Raw genomic sequence first — 24,611 nt, 5'->3', positions numbered from 1 at the left:
TTCACCCTCTTCCATTTGTTTCTTTAGATTTAGTAATAATTAAGATAAAGGCCATAAATACAATTAAAAAGATAGCTATTGTCGAACCCATTCCGTAGTTTTGAATAACTAAAAATTGTTCCTCAATAGATGTACCAATATTAATCACTTTATTTCCAGCTATCAGTCTAGTAATCATAAATAATGATAGTGCTGGTATAAATGTGACTTGAACACCTGTCATTATACCTTCTTTAGTCAAAGGAAGTATGATTTTACGAAAAGTAGTAAATGTATTTGCACCTAAATCACTTGAAGCTTGTAATAAATTATTAGGAATTGATTTCATGCTATTAAAAATAGGCAAAATCATAAATGGTATATAAATATAACTTGCAACAAGTAAAAACGCACCTGATGTAAACAACAAATTTAGGGGATCAATATGCATTATACCTAACATTTTATTAATCATACCTTCGTGACTTAAAATCCCAATAAAAGCATACGTTTTTAACAATAAATTAATCCATGTTGGTATGATTAATATAAGTAACCAAATATTTTGGAATTTTGAAGATCTAATAAAATAGGCTGCAGGATAACTTATAATTAGTGTAATGATTGTTATAAGTGCCGCATAAAAAATAGAATCCCACATCATTTTTAAATATTTCATTGAAAAGACTTGTCGATAATTGGTAAAACTAAAATGACCATTTATATCGATAAATGAAAAATATACAAGTAATAGCACAGGAATAATAATAAAAATAATCATCCATAATAAATATGGAATGATGAGAAATTTATTTAAATTACGCATGTTCAATATCCTCATAACTTTCAATACGTTTATCAAATTCTTCTTCAGTTTCTCCAGGAACCATAATATGAATAGCTTCCGGTTCAAAAAACAAACCTACCTGACTTCCTATTGTGGTCTTTTTAGTAGATTGAATAACCCATTCATACCCTTTTTCATCAATACAACAAATTTCGTAATGTACACCTCTAAAAAGCATTGAATCGACAGTTGCAGTGAATAAACCTTGTGTCGATTCAACTAAAGAAATATCCTCTGGACGAATCACTACTTCAATTTTTTTCCCAGATGGAATCCGAGCATCAACACATTCAAAATCCTGACCATATATATTCACTACAAAATCTTTAACCATTGTGCCATCAACAATATTAGATTCTCCAATAAAATCAGCCACGAATCGATTCACTGGTTCATCATAAATATCTGTTGGTGTACCAAATTGTTGTATTTCACCATCTTTCATCACAAAAATATAATCACTAAGTGCCAATGCTTCTTCTTGATCATGAGTAACAAAAATAAAAGTGATGCCTAATCTTTTTTGTAACTCACGCAGTTCATATTGCATTTCAGTACGTAATTTTAAATCTAGTGCCGAAAGAGATTCATCTAATAATAAAATTTCAGGTTTATTTACAATAGCTCTGGCAATAGCGACTCTTTGTTTTTGTCCCCCACTCATTTCATCAATATGACGTTGTTCATAACCTGTGAGCTTAACAAGTTTTAATGCTTCTTTAACTTCTTTATCAATCTCTTGTTTAGAAAACTTTTTTAGTCTTAAACCAAAAGCAATATTCTCATATACATTTAAATGAGGAAATAAAGCATAATCTTGAAATACTGTATTTACTCTACGTTTATTTGCAGGTAATTTTTCGATAGACTGATTTTTATAAATAATTTGACCTTCACTAGGTTGTTCAAATCCTGCAATAAGTTTTAAAATTGTAGTTTTACCACATCCTGAGGGACCAAGCAACGTATAAAAATATCCCGATTCAATATCTAAGTTCATATTATTTAATATTGTTGTATCATCAAATTTCTTAGTAACTTTCTTAAAAGATAATAGTGACTCCAATCCATTTCCTCCTTTATAAGTATGATGCTGTTGCTACAATTAGAATTTTAACTTCATTTTCTGAATGATTATGTAATTGATGTAATTCATTTGCTCTAAAATAAAATACATCTCCCTCATAAGCTTGATAGCGCTCTTTACCTAACGTAAGTGTTACACATCCTTCTAAACAATAAATAAAGGTATCAGATTCAGAAGGTTCAAAAGATTTGTACGATGATTCAGGCTTAATTGTTAATATAAGAGGTTCCATTTCATATTCATTTGAACTAGGTACAATCCAATTTAAAATATATCCTCGGTCATATTCATCATAAATAGTTCGTTCATTTTTTTTATATAATACTTTCTCTTTCGCTTTTTCTTTAAAAAAATCACTTGGTGTAGTACCTAATACTTCTAATATATTTAAAAATGTTTCCATACTTGGAGACGCATATTCACTTTCAATTTGTGAAATATATCCTTTTGATAAATCAGTTCGTTCCGCTAACTCTTCTTGAGTAAGATTTTTTTGACGTCTTAAATTTTTTAATTTATATCCAATCTGCATAACTAACCACCTAAAAAAGCTGTATCTTGTTTACTATTATCAAACATTTTGTTTAATGCTTAATAAAAATAACAAAATACAGCTTTAAATTCAATAGGTATATTAAAAAATTGAGATTGAATTAGAAATCTTAATGTTTACTAAAATTTTCTCGATCAGGATTCTTTTTAACTTCTTGGATGACTTTATAGCTATTATAGCCACTTTTTTCTTCAAATTCTTTAAAAATTTGTTTTTCTTCAGCTTTACTTGGCACAATTTGTTTAAATTTTTTATATTGTTTCATTAGTTCAGTACCTATTATAGATTTTTCATAATAGTTTTCAATTTGATTAAAAAATTTAATAACATCAACCATTTCCTCATTAGACCAATCTAAATCGAGTGGATATTGATATTCCATAGTTACCCTCCAAAATATAAACTTAATTCTATAAAAAAAGGTGGAACTAGATTCCTTATAAAATCATAGTCCCACCGTAAATGGTTATTTCAATTAAATACGTCGATTTAATTCACAATTATTTCAAAAGGAAATTACATAGTATGGATTGGTAATCCAATAGCTTTTTCGGCAACTTCCATAGTCATTTCACCTAATGTTGGATGAGCATGAACAGTTAATGCGATATCTTCAGCATTCATACCTGCTTCGATTGCTAAACCTAATTCAGAAATAATATCAGAAGCACCATTACCTGCTACTTGAGCACCAATAACTGTGTCATCTTCTTTTAATGTAATTAATTTAACAAAACCAGTTGTATCATCTAATGATAATGCACGTCCGTTAGCAGCATAAGGGAATTTAGATGCTTTGAAATCTAAACCTTCTTCTTTAGCTTGAGCTTCAGTATAACCAACTTGAGCTAATTCTGGTTCAGTGAAGCATACAGCAGGCATACCAATATAATCAACTTCTGATGCTTGACCTGAAATTACTTCTGCAGCTACTTTACCTTCATAACTTGCTTTGTGTGCAAGTGGTAAACCAGGCACGATATCACCAATTGCGTAGATGTTTTTAATAGAAGTACGGCTTTGTTTGTCTACTTCTAATAATCCACGATCAGCAAATTTAAGACCTAATTCTTCTAAGCCTAATTCGTCTGTATTTGGACGACGACCTACAGTTACTAATACATAATCAGCTTCAATTGTTTTTTCTTCACCTTTAGCTTCGTAAGTAACTTTAACACCGTTTTCAGTTTCTTCAGCGTTTTTAGCCATAGCTTCAGTGATAATTTCAACGCCTTTTTCTTTCATACCTTTTTTAACAGGTTGAACCATTTGTTTTTCGAAACCACCAAGAATTTCTTTAGCACCTTCTAAAATTGTAACTTCAGAACCGAAGTTAGCAAATGCAGTACCAAGTTCTGAACCAATATAACCGCCACCGACAACTACTAATTTACCAGGAACTTCTTGTAAGTTTAAAGCGCCTGTTGAATCGATAACGCGTTTACCAAATTCAAAATTAGGAATTTCAATTGGTCTTGAACCAGTTGCAATAATAGCATTTTTGAAGTTATACGTTTGAGCACTTTTCTCATCCATAACACGTAAACTATTTTCATCTACGAAATAAGCTTCACCACGAACGATGTCAACTTTATTACCTTTTAATAAACCTTCAACACCGCCAGTTAATTTATTAACAACTGATTGTTTAAATTCTTGAACTTTATCAAATTTAAGTGATACGCTTTCAGCTATAATCCCTAAATTTTCAGAGTGTTGAGCTTCTACGAAACGATGAGAAGCATGTAATAACGCTTTTGAAGGAATACATCCAACGTTTAAGCACACACCACCTAAGTCACCTTTTTCAACAATAGTAACTTTTTGTCCTAATTGAGCTGCACGAATTGCAGCAACATATCCACCAGGACCTGCTCCGATTACAATAGTATCTGTTTCAATTGGGAAATCTCCAACTACCATGTTTTACCCCTCCATTAATAATAATTCTGGATTATTTAATAAGCGTTTGATATGATTCATAGCATTTTGACCAGTTGCACCATCAATTTGTCTGTGGTCAAAGCTTAATGATAATGCTAATACTGGAGCTGCTACAATTTCACCATCTTTAACAATAGGTTTTTGAGCAATACGTCCAATACCTAAAATAGCTACTTCTGGGTGATTGATAACTGGAGTGAACCATTGTCCACCAGCTGAACCGATGTTACTAATTGTACATGTAGCACCGCTCATTTCTTGAGATGTTAATTTACCATCACGAGCTTTAACAGCTAATTCATTGATTTCATCTGAGATTTGGAAAATAGATTTACGATCTGCATTTTTAACTACAGGTACTAATAAACCTCTTTCAGTATCTGCAGCGATACCGATATTCCAGTAATGTTTGTGTACAATTTCACCAGCTTCTTCATTAAATGATGTATTAAGTGCTGGGTATTTTTTAAGTGCAGAAACAAGCGCTTTAACAACATATGGTAAGAATGTTAATTTAATACCTTGTTCAGCTGCAACTTCTTTGAATTTTTTACGGTGATCCCATAATTCTTGAACATCAATTTCATCCATTAATGTTACGTGTGGAGCAGTGTGTTTTGAGTTAACCATTGCTTTAGCAATTGCTTTACGCATAGCAGGGATTTTTTCTGTAGTTTCAGGGAAGTCTCCTTCAGGTACTGATTGAGTTTGAACTGCAGAAGTATCTTCTGATGTTGAAGCAGCTGCACTTTCATTTGAAGCTGTTGCTGCTTGAGCACCGCCACCATTTAAGTGGTTATCGATGTCTTCTTTAGTAATACGTCCATTTTTACCTGAACCAGAAACTGCTTTAATGTTCACGCCTTTTTCACGTGCATATTTACGTACAGATGGCATTGCTTTAATTCGTCTATTTTCGTCTACTTTTTCATCTTGTGATGTTGAAGCTGCTGGAGTTTCTTCAGTTTTAGATTCTTCTTTTGCAGGTTCTTCTTCTTTAGATGAAGCATCGTCATCATCATGACCTTTAAATTGCATTTCTTCTGCATCTGGTGCGTCAATTTTAACAATGACATCACCTACAACTGCTACAGTGCCTTCTTCAACTACTACTTCTTCAATTGTACCGCTTACAGGAGATGGGATTTCTACTACAGATTTATCATTTTGAACCTCTGCTAATACGTCATCCTCTTCAATTGTATCTCCGGCTGAAACAAACCACTTAACGATTTCACCTTCGTGGATACCTTCACCAATGTCGGGTAGTCTAAATTCAAATGCCACGTTCTTATCCTCCTAAGATTTAAATATTTATTATTTAAAATAAATTTATAACATAGAGGAAGGACAGAATAATATGTCATGCCTGTCAACACTTTATCATTTTGTCCTACGTCTCTAGTTTACAATTAATTATATATACATAAAATAAATAGAAAGTACCTATTTTAAATATATAGATTCATATATAGCTTACTGTTTTGTATATACTATTAAAATTCTAAAGTAGCTTTAGCTTGTTCAATAATATCATTTTTATTTGGTAACCAAACATTTTCAGCTTGAGTAAATGGATATACAGTATCAGCAGCAGCAACACGTGCAATTGGAGCTTCTAATGAAAGAATAGCACGTTCAGCTAATTCAGCTGCTACAGTAGCACCAACACCAGCTTGACGTTGCGCTTCTTGAACAACTACTGCACGACCAGTTTTTTCAACTGATGCAACTAATGTATCAATATCGATTGGTTGAACTGTACGTAAATCGATAACTTCTACAGAGTAACCTTCTTTTTCAAGTTCTTCTGCAGCTTTTTCAGATTCTTGTACCATTGCACCGTATGCAATTAATGTAATGTCATTACCTTCTTTTTTGACATTTGCTTTACCAATTTCAATTGTATATTCTTCTTCAGGAACTTCTTCACGGAATGAGCGATATAATTTCATATGCTCTAAATATACAACTGGATCGTTTGATCTAATTGATGAAAGTAATAAACCTTTAGCATCATAAGGACCAGATGGAATAACTACTTTAATACCTGGTGATTGAGCTAAAATACCTTCTAAGTTATCTGCGTGTAATTCTGGAGTGTGTACCCCACCACCAAATGGTGTACGAATTGTTACAGGAGCAGTTTTAGAACCACCTGAACGGAAACGCGTACGAGCGATTTGACCAGCAACTTCGTCAAACACTTCAAATACGAATCCTAAGAATTGAATTTCCATTACAGGACGGAAACCTTCTACAGTTAAACCAAGAGCTAAACCACCAATACCAGATTCAGCTAATGGTGTGTCGAATACACGGTCTTCACCGAATTCTTTTTGTAAACCTTCAGTAACACGGAATACACCGCCGTTAACACCAACGTCTTCACCGAAAATTAAAACGTTTTCGTCATTTTGCAATTCAGTTTTAAGCGCATTGTTAATCGCTTGAACCATTGTCATTTGTGCCATGGCTTATTTCGACTCCTTCTCTTTGTAAATTTCATATTGTTCAGCTAAATTTTGAGGCATATCTTCATACATGATATCCATTAAATCAAGAACAGTTTGTTTTGGAGTATTGTCAGCCTCTTTAATTGCTTTCTTGATGTCGTCTTTAGCACGTTCAATAACTTCGTTTTCTTTCTCTTCGTTCCATAATCCTTTATTTTCTAAGAATTTTCTGAAACGAACTAATGGGTCTTTTTTCTCCCAATCTGCATCTTCATCTGAAGTTCTGTAACGAGTTGGATCATCTCCAGCCATTGTATGTGGACCATAACGATAAGTCATAGTTTCGATTAATGTTGGACCTTCACCATTAATTGCGCGATCACGAGCTTCTTTAGTAGCTTGATATACAGCTAATGCATCCATACCATCAACTTGGATACCAGGGATACCTACTGCAATTGCTTTTTGAGCTAATGTAGTAGCAGCTGTTTGTTTACTACGTGGAGTAGAAATAGCATAGTTATTGTTTTGGATAACAAAGATTGCTGGTGCTTTATAAGCAGAAGCAAAGTTAATACCTTCGTAGAAATCACCTTGTGAAGAACCACCATCACCAGTGTAAGTGATAGCAACTGCTTTTTTACCACGTTTTTTAATACCGAATGCCACACCAGCTGTTTGGATGTATTGTGCACCGATAATGATTTGTGGACTGAATGCGTTTACGCCTTCAGGGAATTGGTTACCTTTAAAGTGACCTCTTGAGAATAAGAAAGCATCAGTTAACGGTAAACCGTGCCAAATAAGTTGTGGTACATCACGGTAACCAGGTAAAATGAAGTCTTCTTTTTCTAAAGCATATTGAGAAGCTAATTGAGATGCTTCTTGTCCTGCTGTTGGAGCATAGAAACCTAAACGACCTTGTCTATTTAAAGAAATAGAACGTTGGTCAAGAATACGTGTCCATACCATTCTTTCCATTAATTCTACTAATTGTTCATCAGTTAAATCAGGTACTAAGTCTTCATTTACGACATTACCATCTACGTCCAAAATTTGAACCATTTCAAATTTCGACTGAGTATCATTTAATACTTTTACTGCATCGAATTGGGCTTGTAACTTAGGAGCCATTCAATTCACCATACCTTTCCCATATAATAGAAATTCATTTTATCCACTCATAGTGTACCACAATTATTTTAGACTGTTAAACATTTTCATAAAGTTCTGTATTACTAAAAAAAGATACAGTCTGAGAAACTGTATCAATGTAACAATTAACACTGTATTAGTGATGTTAAGAGATTAAATGATCGACGTCTTGTTTTTCTTTATTAACTGTATTCATTGCCTTAGCATAAGCCTGGAATTTTTTCTTAAAGTTTTCTTGAGCTTTATTAAGCGCATTGTTTTTTTCGTCTACTTGAGATTGCGTTACTCCATCTTGTTTGACTAATTCAAATAAATCTTTTTCTTTACTTAATACATTTCTATAAGCCTTAGCATAGTCGTCATGTGTTTTATATTTGTTTTTTATAGCATCGTCAAGTTGTTTAACTTCTTTTCTTTTATTATCATTTTTAATATCGTTAATATGAGAATCGCCTTTTTTAAATTGCTTTTCGGAATTTTTTAAAATTGAAACTTCCTTATCAAAGGTTTTTTCTCGTTTATCAATATTATCAAGTACATCGTCAGCTGCTTTACTACGTGTATTACTGTCATTGCTATTTGCTTTTTTATACAAACCTTGTTTCTTTTCTTCAAGTGAATTTAGTTTTTTACTAACCTCATTTATAGATTGTTCTTTATCAAATGCTTTTTGAACATTCTCGTCATAAGCTTTTACCTCTTTTTTATCAGTTGTACAACCAGCTAATAAAAGTGTAGAGGCAGCTGCAACAACTATGGTTTTACGTAATTTCATTAATGTCATTCCTCCTCATAGTGTTTCGATTGTAATATTATATAAAGATAGTTTATAAATCAAATGAAACTATATAATGTACGTAAATGTATATTATCTGTTATATTTTATATTATATAAGGAAGGTGTATAACATGTTAACAATGAAAGATATTATTAGAGATGGACATCCTACGTTACGCGAAAAAGCAAAAGACGTGAATTTACCTCTTTCTGAAGAAGATAAAAATACTTTGCGTGATATGCGTGAATTTTTAATTAATAGTCAAGATGATGAAATTGCTAAAAAATACGGTCTACGCTCTGGAGTAGGTTTAGCTGCACCACAAATTAATATCTCAAAAAAAATGATAGCTGTGTATTTACCTGACGACGGGGAAGGTAAATCTTACGACTATATGTTAGTCAATCCTAAAGTAATTAGTCATAGTGTCCAACACGCTTATTTACCTACTGGTGAGGGGTGTTTAAGCGTAGATGAAAATATACCTGGTTTAGTTCATCGTCATTATAGAACAACAATTAAAGCTTATGATATTGACGGTAATGAAGTTAAATTACGTTTGAAAGGTTATCCAGCAATTGTATTTCAACATGAAATTGATCATTTAAACGGTATTATGTTCTACGATTATATCGATAAAGATCATCCTCTTACTCCATTACCAGACTCAGTTGAAGTTTAATATTCAAGCCTAATGCATTTTTACATTATTGTAATAAATGTGTTAGGCTTTTCTTTTTTTATTCAATTTCCTACTACTTTTACTACATATAAACTGCTTTATTTATTCTGATACATAAGGTAAAATAAAAGTTAACTGAAATCATAGTAAATTACTATCTTTCAAAAATGAACGACATGTATGATTTGCCTTTAAGCACAGTAAAATAAATATTATTTTATATTAAAAATTTAAAATACCTGTTATGTGGCATTCACGTTAGATGTGAAAATAAATAAACATGTATATTTTATTTATTTTCTACTTGTGCTCATAAGACAATAAATAGACATTTATTTAGGAGGAAATATATATCATGGCAGTATTTAAAGTATTTTTTCAACATAATAAAGACGAAGTAATTGTTCGTGAGAACACAAATACAATTTATGTTGAAGGTGAAACTGAAGAACAAGTAAGACGTTATTTAAAAGATCGCAATTATAATATCGAGTTTATTACTAAATTAGAGGGCGCACATTTAGAATATGAAAAAGAACATTCTGATCACTTTAATGTGGAGAACGCTCAATAATGAAACAATTACATTCTAATGAAGTAGGTGTATATGCTCTAGGCGGCTTAGGTGAGGTTGGTAAAAACACTTATGCTGTGGAGTATAAAGATGAAATTGTTATCATTGATGCTGGAATTAAATTCCCTGATGATAATTTATTAGGTATAGACTACGTTATTCCTGATTATACCTACTTAGAACAAAATCAAGATAAAATTGTTGGTTTGTTTATTACTCATGGACATGAAGACCATATAGGTGGTGTGCCCTACCTATTAAAGCAAATTAATGTGCCTATTTATGGCGGCCCTTTAGCTTTAGGTTTAATACGCAATAAATTAGAAGAACACAATTTACTGCGTAATGCTAGTTTAAATGAAATTACAGAAGATAGTGTTATAAAATCTAAACATTTTGAAATTTCTTTTTACTTAACTACGCATAGTATCCCGGAAGCATATGGTGTTGTTGTTGACACACCTGAAGGTAAAATTGTCCATACTGGTGACTTCAAATTTGATTTTACCCCTGTTGGTGCGCCTGCAAATATCGCAAAAATGGCAGAGCTTGGTAAAGAAGGCGTATTATGCTTGTTATCTGACTCTACAAATGCGCTAGTTCCTGATTTCACATTAAGTGAACGTGAAGTTGGACAAAATGTCGATAAAATTTTCCGTAACTGTAAAGGTCGTATTATTTTCGCAACCTTTGCATCAAACATCTATCGTGTTCAACAAGCGGTGGAAGCAGCAATTAAATATAATCGTAAAATTGTAACTTTTGGCCGTTCAATGGAAAATAATATTAAGATTGGTATGGAGCTTGGTTATATCAAAGCACCCCCCGAAACATTTGTTGAGCCTAACAAAATTAATAATATTCCTAAACACGAGTTACTTATTTTATGCACTGGCTCTCAAGGTGAACCAATGGCTGCACTTTCGCGTATCGCTAATGGTACACACAAACAAATTAAAATTATACCTGATGATACTGTAGTATTCAGTTCTTCTCCTATTCCAGGGAATACTAAAAGCATCAATCGTACAATTAACGCATTATATAAAGCTGGTGCTGATGTTATTCACAGTAAGATTTCTAACATTCATACATCAGGACATGGTTCCCAAGGCGACCAACAGTTAATGCTTCGTTTAATTCAACCTAAATACTTCTTACCTATTCATGGTGAGTATCGCATGCTAAAAGCTCATGGTCAAACAGGTATTGATTGTGGTGTTAAAGAAGAAAATGTCTTTATTTTTGATATTGGTGATGTCTTAGCTTTAACACACGATTCTGCGCGTAAAGCTGGTCGAATTCCATCTGGTAATGTATTAGTTGATGGAAGTGGCATCGGTGATATTGGTAATGTTGTCATTCGGGATCGTAAATTATTATCTGAAGAAGGATTGGTTATTGTTGTAGTAAGTATTGATTTTAATACAAATAAACTTCTTTCAGGTCCAGATATTATTTCACGTGGTTTTGTTTATATGCGTGAATCTGGCCAATTAATTTATGATGCACAACGAAAAATTAAAACGGATGTTATTTCAAAACTAAATTCAAATGATGATATTCAATGGCATCAAATTAAATCTTCAATCATTGAAACGTTACAGCCATATTTATATGAAAAAACTGCTCGTCGTCCAATGATTTTACCAGTAATTATGAAAGTAAATGAAGAATAAAAACACACGGTATTTCTTAAGAAATACCGTGTGTTTTTTTATCTTACTATTTTTTTCTCAAAACGATTTAAATCATTATCGTGTCCAATCATTATCATAATATCTCCAATTTCAATATTCATATTTGGATCTGGTGACACAATGATTTCTCGACCTCTTTTTATTGCAATAATATTAATACCGAATTGTGCTCGAATATCTAAATCTCTGATTGTTTGACCAGTTAATTTTTCGCTTACTTTTAACTCCACTAATGAATGCTCATCTGCGAGTTCGAGATAGTCTAGTACACTTGCACTTGCTACATTATGTGCAATACGACGACCCATATCTCTTTCTGGATGTACCACAGTGTCGGCACCAATTTTATTCAAAATCTTTGCATGATAATCGTTTTGTGCTTTGGCCGTAACTTTTTTAACACCTAATTCTTTCAATATTAAAGTTGTTAATGTACTAGATTGAATATTCTCACCTATTGCTACAATGACATGATCAAAATTTCGTATACCTAAACTTTTCATTACCGCTTCATCTGTAGTGTCAGCTACAACAGCATGTGTCGCAATTTCACTATATTCATTTACTCGAGCTTCATCTCTATCAATAGCCATAACATCCATATCTAAAGCGTTTAACTCTCTTACAATACTTCCTCCAAAACGACCTAATCCTATTACTACATACTCTTTCTCCATGAATTCTGGAACTCCCATCTAAAAAATAAGAGCTAAAATGATAAGTTCATTTATATACTAGAAACTTATTCAAAGTTCTATAAATATAAATCACTCTCATTTCAGCTCCTCTCTTAATTTAAATTACTTTTTACCTTCCACATATTGTTTATCAAAAACGAATAATCTCAATAACAATATTAACGATGGAAGTAATAAAAGTAAACCTAAAATAAAGACGATCGTTAATGCTAAGCCCATTGATGAGTTTACACCTGAATCTGAAATTTTAATATATGGATAAAGAATATAAGGTAACTTACTCATACCGTAGCCGTAAAAAGCGAAAGCCATTTGTAAAATCACCATAATAAATGCTAAACCATGATACTTTTTAATCATATTTAAAATTCCTGCAATTAAGAAGAAAATAAAACTAATTGCAAACATCCACCAATAATGCGTAATTGCATTATAAAAGTGATTAGAGTTTTGTATTCTTAATGATAAGAATACAAATAATGAAATAATAATCATCGGTGGACCCCAGAACATAAACCATTGACGCATAAATTTATAAGCCACTTTATCTTTTGCTTTAGAAGCGTAATATGTTAAAAACCCTGATGATATATATAACACACTTACAATTGCTAAAAATACAACTGACCATGCAAAAGGACTTAATAGTAATTGTACCCAATCCAAATCAAAATGATTGCCTTGTTCATTAATGTATCCGCCTTCTGAGATAGTCAATACAGTTGCGAGTGCTGCGGGTATTAAAAGCCCAGTAATACCATATAAAAATATCCAAGGCAGTTTATTATCTTGTCCATAATGTTCAAAAGCATAAAAACTACTTCTAATAGAAATAAGAATTAAAGCGATTGAACCAGGAACTAATAACACTGTCCCTAAATAAAGAGCTGAATCTGGGAAAAATCCGACAAAACCTACAAAGAAAAATACAAAAAATACATTTGTTACTTCCCATACAGGATTTAAATATCTTTCTATAAGATGATTAATCTTTTTTTCTTCTCCCGTTAATTTTGTATGCAAAGTTAAAAATCCAGCACCAAAATCAATAGACGCTACGATAATATAACAAAATAGGAAAGTCCATAATACTGTAATACCTATGCCAGTATAATCCATTATTCTTGACCTCCAATCACTTTATCAATATCCTCGCGAGCTGGTTTATTTCTAAACATTCTCAATAATACATAAGCAGATGTAAAGAGAAGTACAAAATAAAGTAAACCGAATAAAATTGTTACTAATGTAATTCCTCCTGCCTGTGTAGCAGCTTGGCTAACACGCATGTAACCTCTAACAATCCATGGTTGACGTCCCATTTCAGTTAAGAACCAACCAAACTCTATAGCAAGCATTGAAGCAGGTCCTGTTAAAAGTACTGCATAAAGCATTACTTTTTTAGTTATAATAGGACGTAGTTTTTTTATCAATAATGCTAATATAAAAATGCCTGATACGATAAAACAAAAGATTCCCATAGCTACCATTAAATCAAAGAAATAATGAACGATTAATGGAGGTAAATCATTTTTAGGAAATTCATTTAAACCTTTTACTTTAGTATTAATATTATTATCAGCTAAAAAGCTCAGTAATCCAGGAATTTTTATAGCTCCTGAAACTTCTTGAGTGTTTTCATTTAAGACACCAAAAAATACTAAATCTGCTTTGGAATGTGTATCAAAATGCCACTCATATGCAGCTAATTTTTCTGGTTGTACTTTATGAAGAAACTTAGCAGACAAATCTCCCGCTAACATTGATAATAATGTTTGAATAAATCCAAGAATCATAGTCATTTTTAACGCTTTTTTATGATATGGCGCATCTTCACTATATTTATTTTTCAATAATTTAAATGCAGCAATTGCTGCCAAAATAAATGCCATCGTCATACCAGCTGTTGCAACAACATGAAATGCTCTAACTAAAAATGAAGAATTGAACATTGCTTCAAATGGTTGAACATTCACCATTTTACCTTTTTTCATTTCAAAACCTGCTGGAGTATTCATAAATGAGTTCACTGAAGTAATAAAGAACGCTGAGAATGAACCACCAATAATAACAGGTAAACTAATTAAAAAATGTATCCATTGATTTTTAAAACGATTCCATGTATACAGATAAATACTTAAAAAGATTGCTTCAAAGAAGAAAGCAAATGTTTCCATGAAAAGAGGAAGCGCGATAACATGGCCACCCATTTTCATAAACGTAGGCCAAACAAGTGAAAGTTGTAATCCAATAATTGTTCCAGTTACAACCCCAACTGCAACTGTAATCGTATACCCTTTTGACCAACGTTTTGCTAATGCTATATATTTAGGATCTTTCTTTTTGATCCCTAAAAACTCTGCGATTGCAAACATTAATGGCATTCCTACTCCAATAGTAGCAAAAATAATATGAACGCCTAATGTCATCCCTGTCAAAAAACGACTAATTTCGACAGAATTCATACTTAACCACCTTTTCTATAATTTAAAATTTAATCCTATAGATTTAAATTATATACCTAAACATTAGTAACTAAAATTTTTTTGTTTACTTTTTAATAGATAATTTAAATGGAATTCACATAAAATTCAAAATTTGCATTTTTTAATTACCTTATATATAGTAAGAAAAGTATAATTAAAAGGAGAATATGATTTATGTCTAAAATAATTATCTATACACAAGATGATTGTCCACCTTGTAATTTTATAAAAAATTATTTAACGGAACATCATATTAATTTTATTGAAAAAAATATTAAGCATCCTTCTTATCGTAATGAAATGTTAGAATATGATGCATTCTCTACACCATTTATCTTATTAAATGAGGAGCCTATGTATCATGTAGATTTAGAAAAAATCAACAGAATATTTGATATCCAACTGTAATACATAAAAAAAGAACCTGAGACATCATAAATTGTCTCAGGTATTTTTAATATTATTTAGAAATGCGATGAACAAGTTCTTTAACTTCATCTTGTGTTGCACAATTAATGGCACGATTTGCTAATTCCGCCATTTCATTTTTACTTAAACCATTAATTTGTCTTCTAGCTTTAAGAATAGAGGTTGCACTCATAGAGAACTCATCTAATCCTAAACCTAATAATAATGGAATTGCTGTTTCATCGCCAGCCATTTCACCACACATACCAGTCCATTTACCTTCTTTATGAGAAGCTTCAATGACCTGTTTAACTAAACGTAAAATTGCTGGGTTATATGGTTGATATAAATATGAAACACGTTCAGACATACGGTCAGCTGCCATAGTATATTGAATTAAGTCATTAGTTCCTATACTAAAGAAATCTACTTCTTTAGCAAAGATATCAGCTAACGCAGCAGTAGAAGGAATCTCTACCATGATACCTACTTCGATATCATCAGCAACTTCTTGTCCTTCGCTAGTTAATTTATCTTTTTCTTCTAAAAGAATAGCTTTAGCATCTCTAAACTCTTTAATAGTGGCTACCATTGGGAACATAATATTTAATTTACCATAAGCAGATGCGCGTAATAACGCACGTAATTGTGTTCTGAAGATGTCTTGTTGATCTAAGCACAAACGAATTGCACGATAACCTAAGAATGGATTCATTTCTTTAGGTAAATTTAAATATGGTAATTCTTTATCTCCACCAATATCTAAAGTACGTACAACAACGCGTTTATCTTTCATAGTTTCTAACACTTTTTTATACGCTTCAAATTGTTCGTCTTCAGTTGGCATTTGATCTCTACCCATATATAAAAATTCTGTTCTATAAAGACCAATTCCTTCAGCGCCATTTTCCATAACACCATATAAATCATCAGGTGTACCAATATTAGCAGCTAATTCTGCATGTTCACCGTCAACAGTTACAGTTTCGGCATCACGAAGTTTTTGTAATTCTTTTTTATCTTCAAAGAAACGCTCACGTTTATTTTGATAAGCAATGAGTTCGTCTTCAGTTGGATCTATGATAACGTCACCAGTAATACCGTCAACAATAACCATATCTCCTTGTTTTACTTCATGAGTAATCGATTTAGTACCAACCACGGCTGCAATTTCTAATGAACGGCTCATAATTGCAGAATGACTTGTACGTCCACCAATATTTGTAACAAAACCTTGAACAAACTCTTTGTTTAATTGTGCAGTATCAGATGGTGTTAAATCGTTTCCTATAATAACTACACTTTCATCAATCATACTAGGATTTGGTAACTCCACGCCTAAAAGATGAGCAAGTACACGCTTAGAAACGTCACGAATATCTGCTGCACGTTCTCTCATATATTCATTATCCATAGATTCAAAAATAGTAATGAATTGAGTCGTAACTTCATTTAATGCTTCTGGAGCATTGACTTTCTCATTCGCAATTTTATCTTCAATTGGCTGAATTAATTCTGGGTCATCAAGTACAAGTAAATGTGCATCAAAAATAGCAGCTTTATCTGCACCTAATGATTTTTCAGCATTATTTCTAATTTTTGTTAATTCAATTTTGGAAGCTTCTAAAGCATTTCTGAACTTTTTAATTTCAGCATCAGTATCAGTAATTTTCTCATTTGTAAATGATAAATCAGGTTCTACTAGTAAATATGCTTTGGCAATTGCAACTCCATCAGAAGCTGCAATACCTTTAATTAATTTAGACATAATTACTCTGTTAAACCTTCTTTTGATAAAACTTCACTGATAGCTTGAATTGCATCTTGTTCATCGCTTCCATCAGCATAGATAGTAATTTCAGCATCTTTACCTACACCTAAACTCATAACGCCCATAATTGATTTTAAATTTACTTTTTTACCGTTATATTCTAATTGAATATCTGAATCAAATTTAGATGCTGTTTGCACTAACATTGTAGCTGGACGTGCATGAATTCCAGTTTCGTCAACAATTACATATGATTTTTGTTCCATAATCTATTTCTCCTCCATAAGTTAGAAAATTAATTTTCTTATTATCTAACATAAAAATTCATACCCTAACACTACCAAAATATATAACTAAATTCAATTCTTATATAATTGAATTATTATCGAAAAATACACTTATATTAATAAAGTAGCAGTCATTATATAAGTAATCAAACAAAGTTTGATTACTTATAATAGGTATAGCGTTATGTTAGTCAATTTTCTAATGTTATATATAAATTTCTTCCCTTTTATTATACTACATTTTTAAAAAATTAAATAATATCACGTAAAACTTTTTCACATTTTTCTATATGATCTTGACCTAATTTATTCATAAAGTAGTAACTAATTGAAGCTGAAACAGCTTGTCCCACTATTGGGAACCATTTTGTTTGTTTTGCTGCTGTACGCTTAGCAACATCTCTAATAATTAATTTCAAAGCACCACTAGTTACTTTTTCACCAATCATTGAACTACCTTGAATTGCTGCTGCTGATAAAATACGTTCTTTAACATCTTCACCAAGAGAATTGACTTGTTTTTGATCAAGACCATAAATTTTATTAATATCTTCAATAATATCTTTCATCAATTTGATATCTACACCAAAGTCTAATCCTGGAATTGGCACAACACTCATCCCTGAAGATAATAAAGATTTTTTCTTAACAACAGCTTTAGCTTTTTCTCTACGTTGTGCAATTTCTTCTTCATTTTTAGGTAAGATATCTTTTTCGTTAATTTCTTCTATATCTAAGACCTTTTTACCAACTTTATCAGTAACTCCATTTGTAATTTTATTAATAATACCCACTTACTGACTCACCTTTCGTTTTTCATAATATTTTCAATATACATTTAATACCCTATTTCAGTACTTTAATGCTTAATATTTATGAATACAGCTTTTAAATATTTAGAAGGTTTATAATGTGGATGTGTTTTAAAGTCTTTTGGTAATCCCATGACTTCTTCTATTTCATATTCTACGTTAGCTTGTTCCAATGTTTTCTTAATTACATTTTTAAATGCTTTTAAAGAAAAAGCACTTGAATTTGTACATAGAAGCAATGTACCATCTGGTGCTAAAACATCTAAAGCACCATTAATTAAATCATCATAATTTTTTTGTACTGAAAAAGTTTTCTTTTTATTACGCGCAAAACTAGGTGGATCAATGACTATTGTGTCATATTGTTTTCCATGACGTGCTGCATAATTATAAAAATCAAATGTATCCATGACATAGATATATTGACTTTTAGGGTCTACACCATTTAACCCAAAATTTTCTTCAGTTAATGTACGAGAACGATTAGCTAAATCTACACTTGTTGTAACTTTAGCATTTTTAGATGCTACCACTGAAAACGCGCCCGTATAACTAAATAAATTTAAAATACTTCTATTTTCGGCAAAATAATCACGTAATTTTTTACGAACTTCTTTTTGATCTAAAAATATTCCTGTCATTAATCCATCGTTTAAATCAACATTGTAAAATGTAAAATTTTCTTCAATAACTATTGGAAATTCCGGAGTTTCTCCAAGTACATGTCCTCCTGTATACTCCGTATCTTTAAAGCGCATTTTTTCAAAAACTGATTCAAATTTAAATACTTTTTTTATTGCTTCAATAATTATATAACGAAACTTGTAAATTCCTTTTGAATACCATTGAATAAGTAGATGTCCATTGTAATTATCAATAGTTAAACCTCCAACGCCATCTCCCTCAGCGTTAAATAGTCTAAAAGCATTAGTTCCTTCTATATTATAGTAATACTCTCTTTCTTCTAGCGCTTTTTTAAATAAATTTTCAAAGAAAGTAATATTGATATCTTCTTCTTGGCTATATGTGATTACCCATCCTAATCCTTTATGTTGACGTCCTACATAAGCTGTTGCAATATATTGGTTATTTTCAGTAACTATATTAAACAAGTCACCTTCTTTTAAATGATCGTGTTGAAAAATATCTTCTTCTTCAACTAAAGGATATTGATTTAAATATTTAGTTTCTTTGCCTTTATTTAAAGTTGCTATTTTCATTTTAATTTCTCCTATTTTAATTTTTGTAACGAATCTATTGTAATCTACTCTACTATTTTAACAAATTTAAAATTCTTCACCTAAATATTAAATTAAAAAAAGAAGTGGAACACTGAATTCAAAAATGAATTCTGTTCCACTCCCTTACTCAGATTATGGTTTTTCTTTTAATTGCAACGAAAATGCTATAATTACAGGTATTAACATAATAATTAATGTAGGTGTAATAAATATTGAAAGTAATAGACCATGAATCATTATATTAATAAATTCAGTAAGCAATTTGAAGAATAGAATACTAATCATAAACAACTGTAAATAGTAAAATTTGCCTCTTAAAAAATGAGTAAATGTCGTCGCAATGTAAATGATAATAATAAAGAGTAATATTAACAGTGTAATCCATTCAATCACGTATTGAGTTTGTGATAATTCCCATTCTCCAGATACAAATAGAGCATTTCTATTATTAAATTCTATAAATGTAAATAAGAATAAGATAAAACCACAGAAAATTTCCACATATGCTGGTTTAATCCATTTAGGAGGTCTCATCCACTTAGGAATATCATCTTCTTCTATATCTACAATATTTTTAAATTTACTTTTAAATTTATCGCGTTTAGATCTAATTTTATCTAAATCTACACTTCTTCTTGTCTTACGTGCATATTCTGATGTTTTATCTTGAAGTTGTTTAAAATGAACTTTTGATTGAGTCGAAACGTTTCCTTTTTGAGTTCTTGATAATTCAGGCTCTTCTTCCCCTAATTCTTCTTTTGTTAAAGGTAACGCACGGCGTAAGAATAAGAAATTCCAAATTGCCGCTTGAGCTAATAACCACATAATGATGAAGAATGTATTTACACTTAAAATATCAATAGGCTCAATCTCATTTGCATCGATTTTGCCATACAATGACAGTTGAGTAATCAAGTAACTTATTCCATATGAAATAATAATCCATAAATAATGAACTTTTCTATTTTCTTGATACAATTCATCTTTATAAACAATATATCCTGTATGAATCACAAATGGAATAATGAATATAATTGCCCAAAAACCATATACTTGAGTCATCAATGTAATTGTAATGAGGAAGTATAAAATACCAATAACTAAAAAGAAAATTGAGATGTCGTAATCGTATTTGGTTGTTCTAAATAACGTATATCCAATCAATATGACTAGAATACCAAATAGAATAATTATGACTGCACTTACAACTGGAAAGTTGCCTATGAATCTACTCATCACTCTAATTATTTCACTAAAAAATGCATTAAGAAAGTCCCATATATTATGTATTTTTAAATCAATTTTATCTTTATCTTTTAGTTTATGGATTAAAGGCAAATTGATTAAGATAATGAGACCTGTGAAGAGTGAAACGATACCGATCAAGTAACTATAGATAATCTCGGCGTGTTTCTTAAGAAAAGACATACAGTTCACCTCAAAATTAATTATATATGAACTTTCTATTCTTGTCTTTAATAAAAAATAAAATACTTCTCTAGACTGAGATGAAGTTTATTCTTTTATTAATTGGGTATATTAGTTTTGTAAAGTAATCTATGAAAAAGGAGAGTTGTCCTATGACACATGAAGATGCAAAAAAAGCAAAAGAATATGAAGAAAAATTAAAAGAACAAAAAGAAGAAAAAACTGATGATATTGAACAAACTAAACAAGATGTTCAAAATACATTAGACTAATTTTCTTATTTATGTCATCATTAAGAATATTTAATGAATAAGCCTGAGACATACAAGCTGTCTCAGGTATTTTTAATATATTGGCTATCGATGGCTGAGTTGGAAATAAATCTATCCTACTTTCTTTCATTATTTTTAGAACTAATTACATTTTAATTGTTAAATATGTAAACTGTTTAATTATAATTTATTTTTAATTAAATATAGATTAAAAGCATCTTGACATCTACTATTAAAAGTCATACATTTAAAATAAATAAAATATAAATGCACTAGGGGTGTATAGCACTGAGATGAGGCTTAACCTCAAACCCTTTGAACCTGATCTAGTTAAAAACTAGCGTAGGAAAGTGTTAACTTAAATAAATCATGTTTTTAATAATCAATAGCATTTTTATTTAAACTTACGCACAACTTTTCTACGAAGGGTTGTGCGTTTTTTTAGGAGGAACTATTTTATGTCTAAAGGTTTAAAACTTTCAGAAATTCTAGTTACGGTGCTGATTGCTGTTATTTTTGCAATCATTTATAACTTATGGTGGTTGCCATATAATTTAGCTCAAGTAGCTGGTATACATCTAGAGCAACTTACATACGGTATTTGGTTTATGGCTGCTATTGTGGCTTACTTAATTATTCCTAAACCAGGTATTGCATTAATTGCTGAATTTGCTGCTGGTGCAGGTGAAACTATTGTTATGGGGAAATTTGATATTCCTACTATAGTATATGCCATTTTACAAGGTCTAGCATGTGAAGTTGTGTTTGCTATCTTTAAATACAAATCACGTTCTTTAATGGTAGCAATGTTAGCTGGTTTAGTAACAGCATTAGTATCTTTCCCTGTAGATTATTTTTACGGCTATCTAAACGAAGTTGCGGGTTGGAACTTACTACTTTTCATCATTTTCCGTGCTATTAGTGGTATTGTACTGTCTGGTATACTCTCTTATTTAATTGTAAAAGCCTTAGATCAAACTGGAGTAACTAAATTATTCCGTCCTGCCTCTCAAAAAGATTACGACAACTTATAAGGGGAAATGATTGTGTTAAAAGTCAAAAATTTACGTCTAAAATATCCAAATGGTGATCGAAAAATTTTCGATAATCTAAATATAGAAATTAAAGATAAAGAAAAAGTGCTTTTACTAGGTCCTTCAGGATCTGGTAAAAGCACATTGCTTAATGTCCTTAGTGGCATTGTTCCTAATCTTATAGAATTACCGATGAAATATGATGAACTAGACATTGATCCTAATTCGGGGGTTATTTTTCAAGACCCAGATACACAATTTTGTATGCCAAAAGTTTACGAAGAATTAGCTTTCGTCTTAGAAAATCAAAAAGTGCCAAGAGAAGACATGGATGAACAAATTAAAAAAGCACTTGCGTCTGTAGATTTAGATGTGGATAATTCAACTTTCGTAAATAATTTAAGTGGTGGTATGAAACAAAAGCTTGCTATCGTTGAAACGATTTTACAGAAAGCTGATACACTCTTTTTAGATGAACCTACAGCTATGTTAGATGTACAAGCAACTGCTGACTTATGGCAACGATTAATTCACTTATGGACTGATCAAACGGTATTAATTGTAGAACATAAAGTGGAACATATTTGGCATCATGTAGATCGAGTCATATTAATGAACTATGATGGAGAAATTATAGCTGATAATACACCTGAATACATACTCAAACATTGTGAATCGTTACTCACTGAATTTGGCGTATGGCATCCTCATGCTTGGGATTATGCACCTATTCGAAAAGATTTAACTCCCCAATATTCCAATACACTTTTTAAATTTCAAAACGGACAAATAATTCGTAGTAAAAATATACTATTTGAAGTTTCAGAACTAAATATTCATCCTGGAGAATGGATTACAATTACTGGAAAAAATGGAGCTGGTAAAACTACTTTACTCGAATCTATGATGCAATTAGTGAAATACAACGGTACAATGTTTTATGAGAAGCGATTACTGAAGAAAATTAAAGATGCTGCTCAAAATATGTATCTTGTATACCAAAATCCTGAACTTCAATTTATTACAAATTCAGTTTATGACGAAATTAATATTCATTATAATCATCTTGATAAAGCAAAATCGAAAGAAGAAACTGAGCATCTTTTGAAACTTTTACATTTAGAAAAAGTTAAACATCATCATCCTTTTGAAATATCTACAGGTCAAAAACGTCGATTAAGCGTAGCAACTGCTTTAAGTTCAAAAGCTGAAATTGTTTTACTAGATGAGCCAACATTTGGACTTGATAGTCATAATACATTTCAATTGATTAAGCTATTTGAAGAACGTGTAAAACAAGGACAAACTATCGTAATGGTGACGCATGACCCTGAAATTATTCATCGTTATCCAACACGTCGACTTGTCGTAGAAAATCATAAGCTTTTAGAAATGGCAGGTGAATCAAATGTTTGAACGTTGGAAAAAGCGTCATACACTTGTAGATGATGTAAATATTATTACGAAATTAATTCTTGGAGTTTTATTATTTATTTTTATCATTTTTGTGCATAATTTTGATTACATGATTTATATTACTTTATTAATGTTTATATTTTTATTATCTTTTAATGGTACAGCTTTTAAAGTCATTGCTGCATTTTTATCAGCAACCATTCTCTTTGCCTTGCTATCATCATTATTCATGATTTTATATGGTGATGGTACACATATGTTATTTGAATGGGGAATTATTCATATTAGTACTGAGAGCATTGTAAGAGGTCTTCACTTATCTTTAAGAACAATTACTGTTTCAATGTTTGGTGTGTTAATTGCATTAACATCGCAAATTGTAATGATTTTCTATAGTTTAATGCAACATTTAAAAGTAAAACCTAAAATCGCCTATGCATTTATGGCTGCTATTCGTATGGTACCACTTATTTTCACATCATTTATCCAATTAAGACGTTCTTTAAAAATGCGTTACCAAATGATTGATGCTTCCAATTATCGTGGATTTAAACGTATAAAACACTTACTTATTCCAGTTTTAAGTCAAAACATACGTCGTGCACATCAATTATCAGTAGCTATGGAATCAAAAGGATTTAAAGATGGCCCACGTACCTATTATTATAAAGCACCTTTCTCATACAAAGATATTCTTTTTGTTGGTATGACAATTGCTTTACTTATTATTGCTTTTTATTTATCTCAATATTTTCCAATCACTGGTATTGAAGATGCTCGTGTTTCAGAAATGTTAGAGTAATATATCTAACATAAGACAAACTAAAGTAAAAATTGAGTTCAAAGATAAAAACAGTTTCAAAAATACAGTAAATTTATCTTGCTCGTATATTAAACCCTAACATTATAAAAAACCCATAGATGAATATCTGGACTGACCCCAATTAGTGGGAAGTATATAAAAACACGAGGCTGGGACATAAAGTATCTGGATAAGTGAAA

Annotated in this window: 25 protein-coding genes and 1 riboswitch; of the genes, 8 read left to right on the top strand and 17 right to left on the bottom strand. The window is 31.1% G+C overall.

Features of this window, described 5'->3' with window-relative positions:
• Position 1: 1 nt before the first annotated feature.
• The 9 genes from HMPREF2629_RS09120 to HMPREF2629_RS09080 form a co-directional block, all read right to left on the bottom strand.
• Positions 2-805, bottom strand: coding sequence for an ABC transporter permease (locus HMPREF2629_RS09120; RefSeq protein ID WP_049382527.1), 804 nt, complete (start codon positions 803-805; stop codon positions 2-4).
• Positions 798-1,892, bottom strand: coding sequence for an ABC transporter ATP-binding protein (locus HMPREF2629_RS09115; RefSeq protein ID WP_048684208.1), 1,095 nt, complete (start codon positions 1,890-1,892; stop codon positions 798-800). The genes HMPREF2629_RS09120 and HMPREF2629_RS09115 overlap by 8 nt, the downstream gene beginning before the upstream one ends.
• 13 nt (positions 1,893-1,905) lie before the next feature.
• Positions 1,906-2,445 (bottom strand): helix-turn-helix domain-containing protein, encoded by a 540-nt coding sequence (locus HMPREF2629_RS09110; protein ID WP_070813314.1) that lies wholly within the window; start codon positions 2,443-2,445, stop codon positions 1,906-1,908.
• A 130-nt stretch (positions 2,446-2,575) separates the two neighbouring features.
• On the bottom strand, positions 2,576-2,848 hold the full coding sequence (locus HMPREF2629_RS09105) for a UPF0223 family protein (RefSeq protein ID WP_048681796.1): 273 nt from the start codon (positions 2,846-2,848) through the stop codon (positions 2,576-2,578).
• A 134-nt stretch (positions 2,849-2,982) separates the two neighbouring features.
• Positions 2,983-4,389, bottom strand: coding sequence for a dihydrolipoyl dehydrogenase (gene lpdA / locus HMPREF2629_RS09100; protein ID WP_002455496.1), 1,407 nt, complete (start codon positions 4,387-4,389; stop codon positions 2,983-2,985).
• A gap of 3 nt (positions 4,390-4,392) precedes the next feature.
• On the bottom strand, positions 4,393-5,697 hold the full coding sequence (locus HMPREF2629_RS09095; protein ID WP_070813313.1) for a dihydrolipoamide acetyltransferase family protein: 1,305 nt from the start codon (positions 5,695-5,697) through the stop codon (positions 4,393-4,395).
• 209 nt (positions 5,698-5,906) lie between these two features.
• The gene (locus tag HMPREF2629_RS09090) at positions 5,907-6,884 is read right to left on the bottom strand and encodes an alpha-ketoacid dehydrogenase subunit beta (protein ID WP_002448131.1); all 978 of its coding nucleotides are present in this window, start codon (positions 6,882-6,884) and stop codon (positions 5,907-5,909) included.
• Positions 6,885-6,887: 3 nt separating this feature from the next.
• Positions 6,888-8,000: a pyruvate dehydrogenase (acetyl-transferring) E1 component subunit alpha gene (gene pdhA, locus HMPREF2629_RS09085; RefSeq protein ID WP_070813312.1), complete on the bottom strand. Its 1,113-nt coding sequence runs from the start codon at positions 7,998-8,000 to the stop codon at positions 6,888-6,890.
• 166 nt (positions 8,001-8,166) lie between these two features.
• Positions 8,167-8,796 (bottom strand): YkyA family protein, encoded by a 630-nt coding sequence (locus HMPREF2629_RS09080; protein WP_017175751.1) that lies wholly within the window; start codon positions 8,794-8,796, stop codon positions 8,167-8,169.
• Positions 8,797-8,930: 134 nt separating this feature from the next.
• On the opposite strand from HMPREF2629_RS09080, the gene def reads away from it, so the two are divergent.
• From def to rnjA, 3 genes are all read left to right on the top strand, one after another.
• The gene (gene def / locus HMPREF2629_RS09075; protein WP_002448106.1) at positions 8,931-9,482 is read left to right on the top strand and encodes a peptide deformylase; all 552 of its coding nucleotides are present in this window, start codon (positions 8,931-8,933) and stop codon (positions 9,480-9,482) included.
• A gap of 355 nt (positions 9,483-9,837) precedes the next feature.
• The gene (locus tag HMPREF2629_RS09070) at positions 9,838-10,056 is read left to right on the top strand and encodes a DNA-dependent RNA polymerase subunit epsilon (protein WP_002448185.1); all 219 of its coding nucleotides are present in this window, start codon (positions 9,838-9,840) and stop codon (positions 10,054-10,056) included.
• Positions 10,056-11,735, top strand: a complete 1,680-nt coding sequence (gene rnjA / locus HMPREF2629_RS09065) for a ribonuclease J1 (RefSeq protein ID WP_002448244.1) — start codon at positions 10,056-10,058, stop codon at positions 11,733-11,735. Before HMPREF2629_RS09070 ends, rnjA begins: the two co-directional genes overlap by 1 nt.
• 38 nt (positions 11,736-11,773) lie before the next feature.
• Here the strand turns inward: rnjA and HMPREF2629_RS09060 are convergent, their stop codons facing one another.
• The 3 genes from HMPREF2629_RS09060 to HMPREF2629_RS09050 all read right to left on the bottom strand — a co-directional run bounded on the left by HMPREF2629_RS09060 (position 11,774) and on the right by HMPREF2629_RS09050 (position 14,919).
• Complete coding sequence (locus tag HMPREF2629_RS09060) at positions 11,774-12,433, bottom strand: potassium channel family protein (RefSeq protein WP_002448135.1); 660 nt, start codon at positions 12,431-12,433, stop codon at positions 11,774-11,776.
• 123 nt (positions 12,434-12,556) lie between these two features.
• Positions 12,557-13,573 (bottom strand): cytochrome d ubiquinol oxidase subunit II, encoded by a 1,017-nt coding sequence (locus HMPREF2629_RS09055; protein WP_017175752.1) that lies wholly within the window; start codon positions 13,571-13,573, stop codon positions 12,557-12,559.
• Complete coding sequence (locus HMPREF2629_RS09050) at positions 13,573-14,919, bottom strand: cytochrome ubiquinol oxidase subunit I (RefSeq protein ID WP_017175753.1); 1,347 nt, start codon at positions 14,917-14,919, stop codon at positions 13,573-13,575. Before HMPREF2629_RS09050 ends, HMPREF2629_RS09055 begins: the two co-directional genes overlap by 1 nt.
• 195 nt (positions 14,920-15,114) lie before the next feature.
• Between HMPREF2629_RS09050 and HMPREF2629_RS09045 the strand changes: the two genes are divergently transcribed.
• Complete coding sequence (locus HMPREF2629_RS09045) at positions 15,115-15,348, top strand: glutaredoxin family protein (protein ID WP_049382531.1); 234 nt, start codon at positions 15,115-15,117, stop codon at positions 15,346-15,348.
• Between the two features lie 52 nt (positions 15,349-15,400).
• Here the strand turns inward: HMPREF2629_RS09045 and ptsP are convergent, their stop codons facing one another.
• The 5 genes from ptsP to auxA all read right to left on the bottom strand — a co-directional run bounded on the left by ptsP (position 15,401) and on the right by auxA (position 20,887).
• Positions 15,401-17,116 carry a phosphoenolpyruvate--protein phosphotransferase gene (ptsP, locus tag HMPREF2629_RS09040; RefSeq protein WP_049416172.1) on the bottom strand — a complete coding sequence of 572 codons (1,716 nt, stop codon included), beginning with the start codon at positions 17,114-17,116 and terminating at the stop codon, positions 15,401-15,403.
• A 2-nt stretch (positions 17,117-17,118) separates the two neighbouring features.
• Positions 17,119-17,385 (bottom strand): phosphocarrier protein HPr, encoded by a 267-nt coding sequence (locus HMPREF2629_RS09035; protein WP_002448249.1) that lies wholly within the window; start codon positions 17,383-17,385, stop codon positions 17,119-17,121.
• Positions 17,386-17,657: 272 nt separating this feature from the next.
• Positions 17,658-18,200: a DUF697 domain-containing protein gene (locus tag HMPREF2629_RS09030; protein ID WP_017175756.1), complete on the bottom strand. Its 543-nt coding sequence runs from the start codon at positions 18,198-18,200 to the stop codon at positions 17,658-17,660.
• A gap of 65 nt (positions 18,201-18,265) precedes the next feature.
• The gene (locus HMPREF2629_RS09025) at positions 18,266-19,438 is read right to left on the bottom strand and encodes a class I SAM-dependent rRNA methyltransferase (RefSeq protein WP_019835358.1); all 1,173 of its coding nucleotides are present in this window, start codon (positions 19,436-19,438) and stop codon (positions 18,266-18,268) included.
• A gap of 153 nt (positions 19,439-19,591) precedes the next feature.
• Positions 19,592-20,887, bottom strand: coding sequence for a lipoteichoic acid stability factor AuxA (auxA, locus tag HMPREF2629_RS09020; protein WP_017175758.1), 1,296 nt, complete (start codon positions 20,885-20,887; stop codon positions 19,592-19,594).
• 152 nt (positions 20,888-21,039) lie between these two features.
• Here auxA and graF point away from each other — a divergent pair, with 152 nt between their 5' ends.
• The 4 genes from graF to HMPREF2629_RS09005 all read left to right on the top strand — a co-directional run bounded on the left by graF (position 21,040) and on the right by HMPREF2629_RS09005 (position 24,411).
• Complete coding sequence (gene graF, locus HMPREF2629_RS11220) at positions 21,040-21,159, top strand: glycopeptide resistance-associated protein GraF (protein WP_002448238.1); 120 nt, start codon at positions 21,040-21,042, stop codon at positions 21,157-21,159.
• 264 nt (positions 21,160-21,423) lie between these two features.
• A riboswitch (TPP riboswitch) is annotated at positions 21,424-21,525 on the top strand.
• A gap of 92 nt (positions 21,526-21,617) precedes the next feature.
• On the top strand, positions 21,618-22,193 hold the full coding sequence (locus HMPREF2629_RS09015) for an ECF transporter S component (protein ID WP_002448226.1): 576 nt from the start codon (positions 21,618-21,620) through the stop codon (positions 22,191-22,193).
• A 12-nt stretch (positions 22,194-22,205) separates the two neighbouring features.
• A complete protein-coding gene (locus tag HMPREF2629_RS09010; protein WP_070813311.1) occupies positions 22,206-23,609 on the top strand; it encodes an ABC transporter ATP-binding protein in 1,404 nt (467 codons plus the stop codon).
• Positions 23,602-24,411: an energy-coupling factor transporter transmembrane component T family protein gene (locus HMPREF2629_RS09005; RefSeq protein WP_017175761.1), complete on the top strand. Its 810-nt coding sequence runs from the start codon at positions 23,602-23,604 to the stop codon at positions 24,409-24,411. The genes HMPREF2629_RS09010 and HMPREF2629_RS09005 overlap by 8 nt, the downstream gene beginning before the upstream one ends.
• Positions 24,412-24,611: the final 200 nt, after the last annotated feature.

Source organism: Staphylococcus sp. HMSC034C12, assembly GCF_001835895.1.
In the GTDB taxonomy this organism is placed as follows: Bacteria; Bacillota; Bacilli; order Staphylococcales; family Staphylococcaceae; genus Staphylococcus; species Staphylococcus hominis.
This window is presented reverse-complemented; position numbering and strand designations above follow the sequence as displayed.

Coding starts and splice junctions, on each gene's coding strand:
- HMPREF2629_RS09120 (WP_049382527.1), bottom strand. CDS start 805: ATGCGTAATTTAAATAAATTTCTCATCATTCCATATTTATTATGGATG.
- HMPREF2629_RS09110 (WP_070813314.1), bottom strand. CDS start 2,445: ATGCAGATTGGATATAAATTAAAAAATTTAAGACGTCAAAAAAATCTT.
- HMPREF2629_RS09105 (WP_048681796.1), bottom strand. CDS start 2,848: ATGGAATATCAATATCCACTCGATTTAGATTGGTCTAATGAGGAAATG.
- lpdA (WP_002455496.1), bottom strand. CDS start 4,389: ATGGTAGTTGGAGATTTCCCAATTGAAACAGATACTATTGTAATCGGA.
- HMPREF2629_RS09090 (WP_002448131.1), bottom strand. CDS start 6,884: ATGGCACAAATGACAATGGTTCAAGCGATTAACAATGCGCTTAAAACT.
- pdhA (WP_070813312.1), bottom strand. CDS start 8,000: ATGGCTCCTAAGTTACAAGCCCAATTCGATGCAGTAAAAGTATTAAAT.
- HMPREF2629_RS09080 (WP_017175751.1), bottom strand. CDS start 8,796: ATGAAATTACGTAAAACCATAGTTGTTGCAGCTGCCTCTACACTTTTA.
- def (WP_002448106.1), top strand. CDS start 8,931: ATGTTAACAATGAAAGATATTATTAGAGATGGACATCCTACGTTACGC.
- HMPREF2629_RS09070 (WP_002448185.1), top strand. CDS start 9,838: ATGGCAGTATTTAAAGTATTTTTTCAACATAATAAAGACGAAGTAATT.
- rnjA (WP_002448244.1), top strand. CDS start 10,056: ATGAAACAATTACATTCTAATGAAGTAGGTGTATATGCTCTAGGCGGC.
- HMPREF2629_RS09060 (WP_002448135.1), bottom strand. CDS start 12,433: ATGGAGAAAGAGTATGTAGTAATAGGATTAGGTCGTTTTGGAGGAAGT.
- HMPREF2629_RS09055 (WP_017175752.1), bottom strand. CDS start 13,573: ATGGATTATACTGGCATAGGTATTACAGTATTATGGACTTTCCTATTT.
- HMPREF2629_RS09050 (WP_017175753.1), bottom strand. CDS start 14,919: ATGAATTCTGTCGAAATTAGTCGTTTTTTGACAGGGATGACATTAGGC.
- HMPREF2629_RS09045 (WP_049382531.1), top strand. CDS start 15,115: ATGTCTAAAATAATTATCTATACACAAGATGATTGTCCACCTTGTAAT.
- ptsP (WP_049416172.1), bottom strand. CDS start 17,116: ATGTCTAAATTAATTAAAGGTATTGCAGCTTCTGATGGAGTTGCAATT.
- HMPREF2629_RS09035 (WP_002448249.1), bottom strand. CDS start 17,385: ATGGAACAAAAATCATATGTAATTGTTGACGAAACTGGAATTCATGCA.
- HMPREF2629_RS09025 (WP_019835358.1), bottom strand. CDS start 19,438: ATGAAAATAGCAACTTTAAATAAAGGCAAAGAAACTAAATATTTAAAT.
- auxA (WP_017175758.1), bottom strand. CDS start 20,887: ATGTCTTTTCTTAAGAAACACGCCGAGATTATCTATAGTTACTTGATC.
- graF (WP_002448238.1), top strand. CDS start 21,040: ATGACACATGAAGATGCAAAAAAAGCAAAAGAATATGAAGAAAAATTA.
- HMPREF2629_RS09015 (WP_002448226.1), top strand. CDS start 21,618: ATGTCTAAAGGTTTAAAACTTTCAGAAATTCTAGTTACGGTGCTGATT.
- HMPREF2629_RS09005 (WP_017175761.1), top strand. CDS start 23,602: ATGTTTGAACGTTGGAAAAAGCGTCATACACTTGTAGATGATGTAAAT.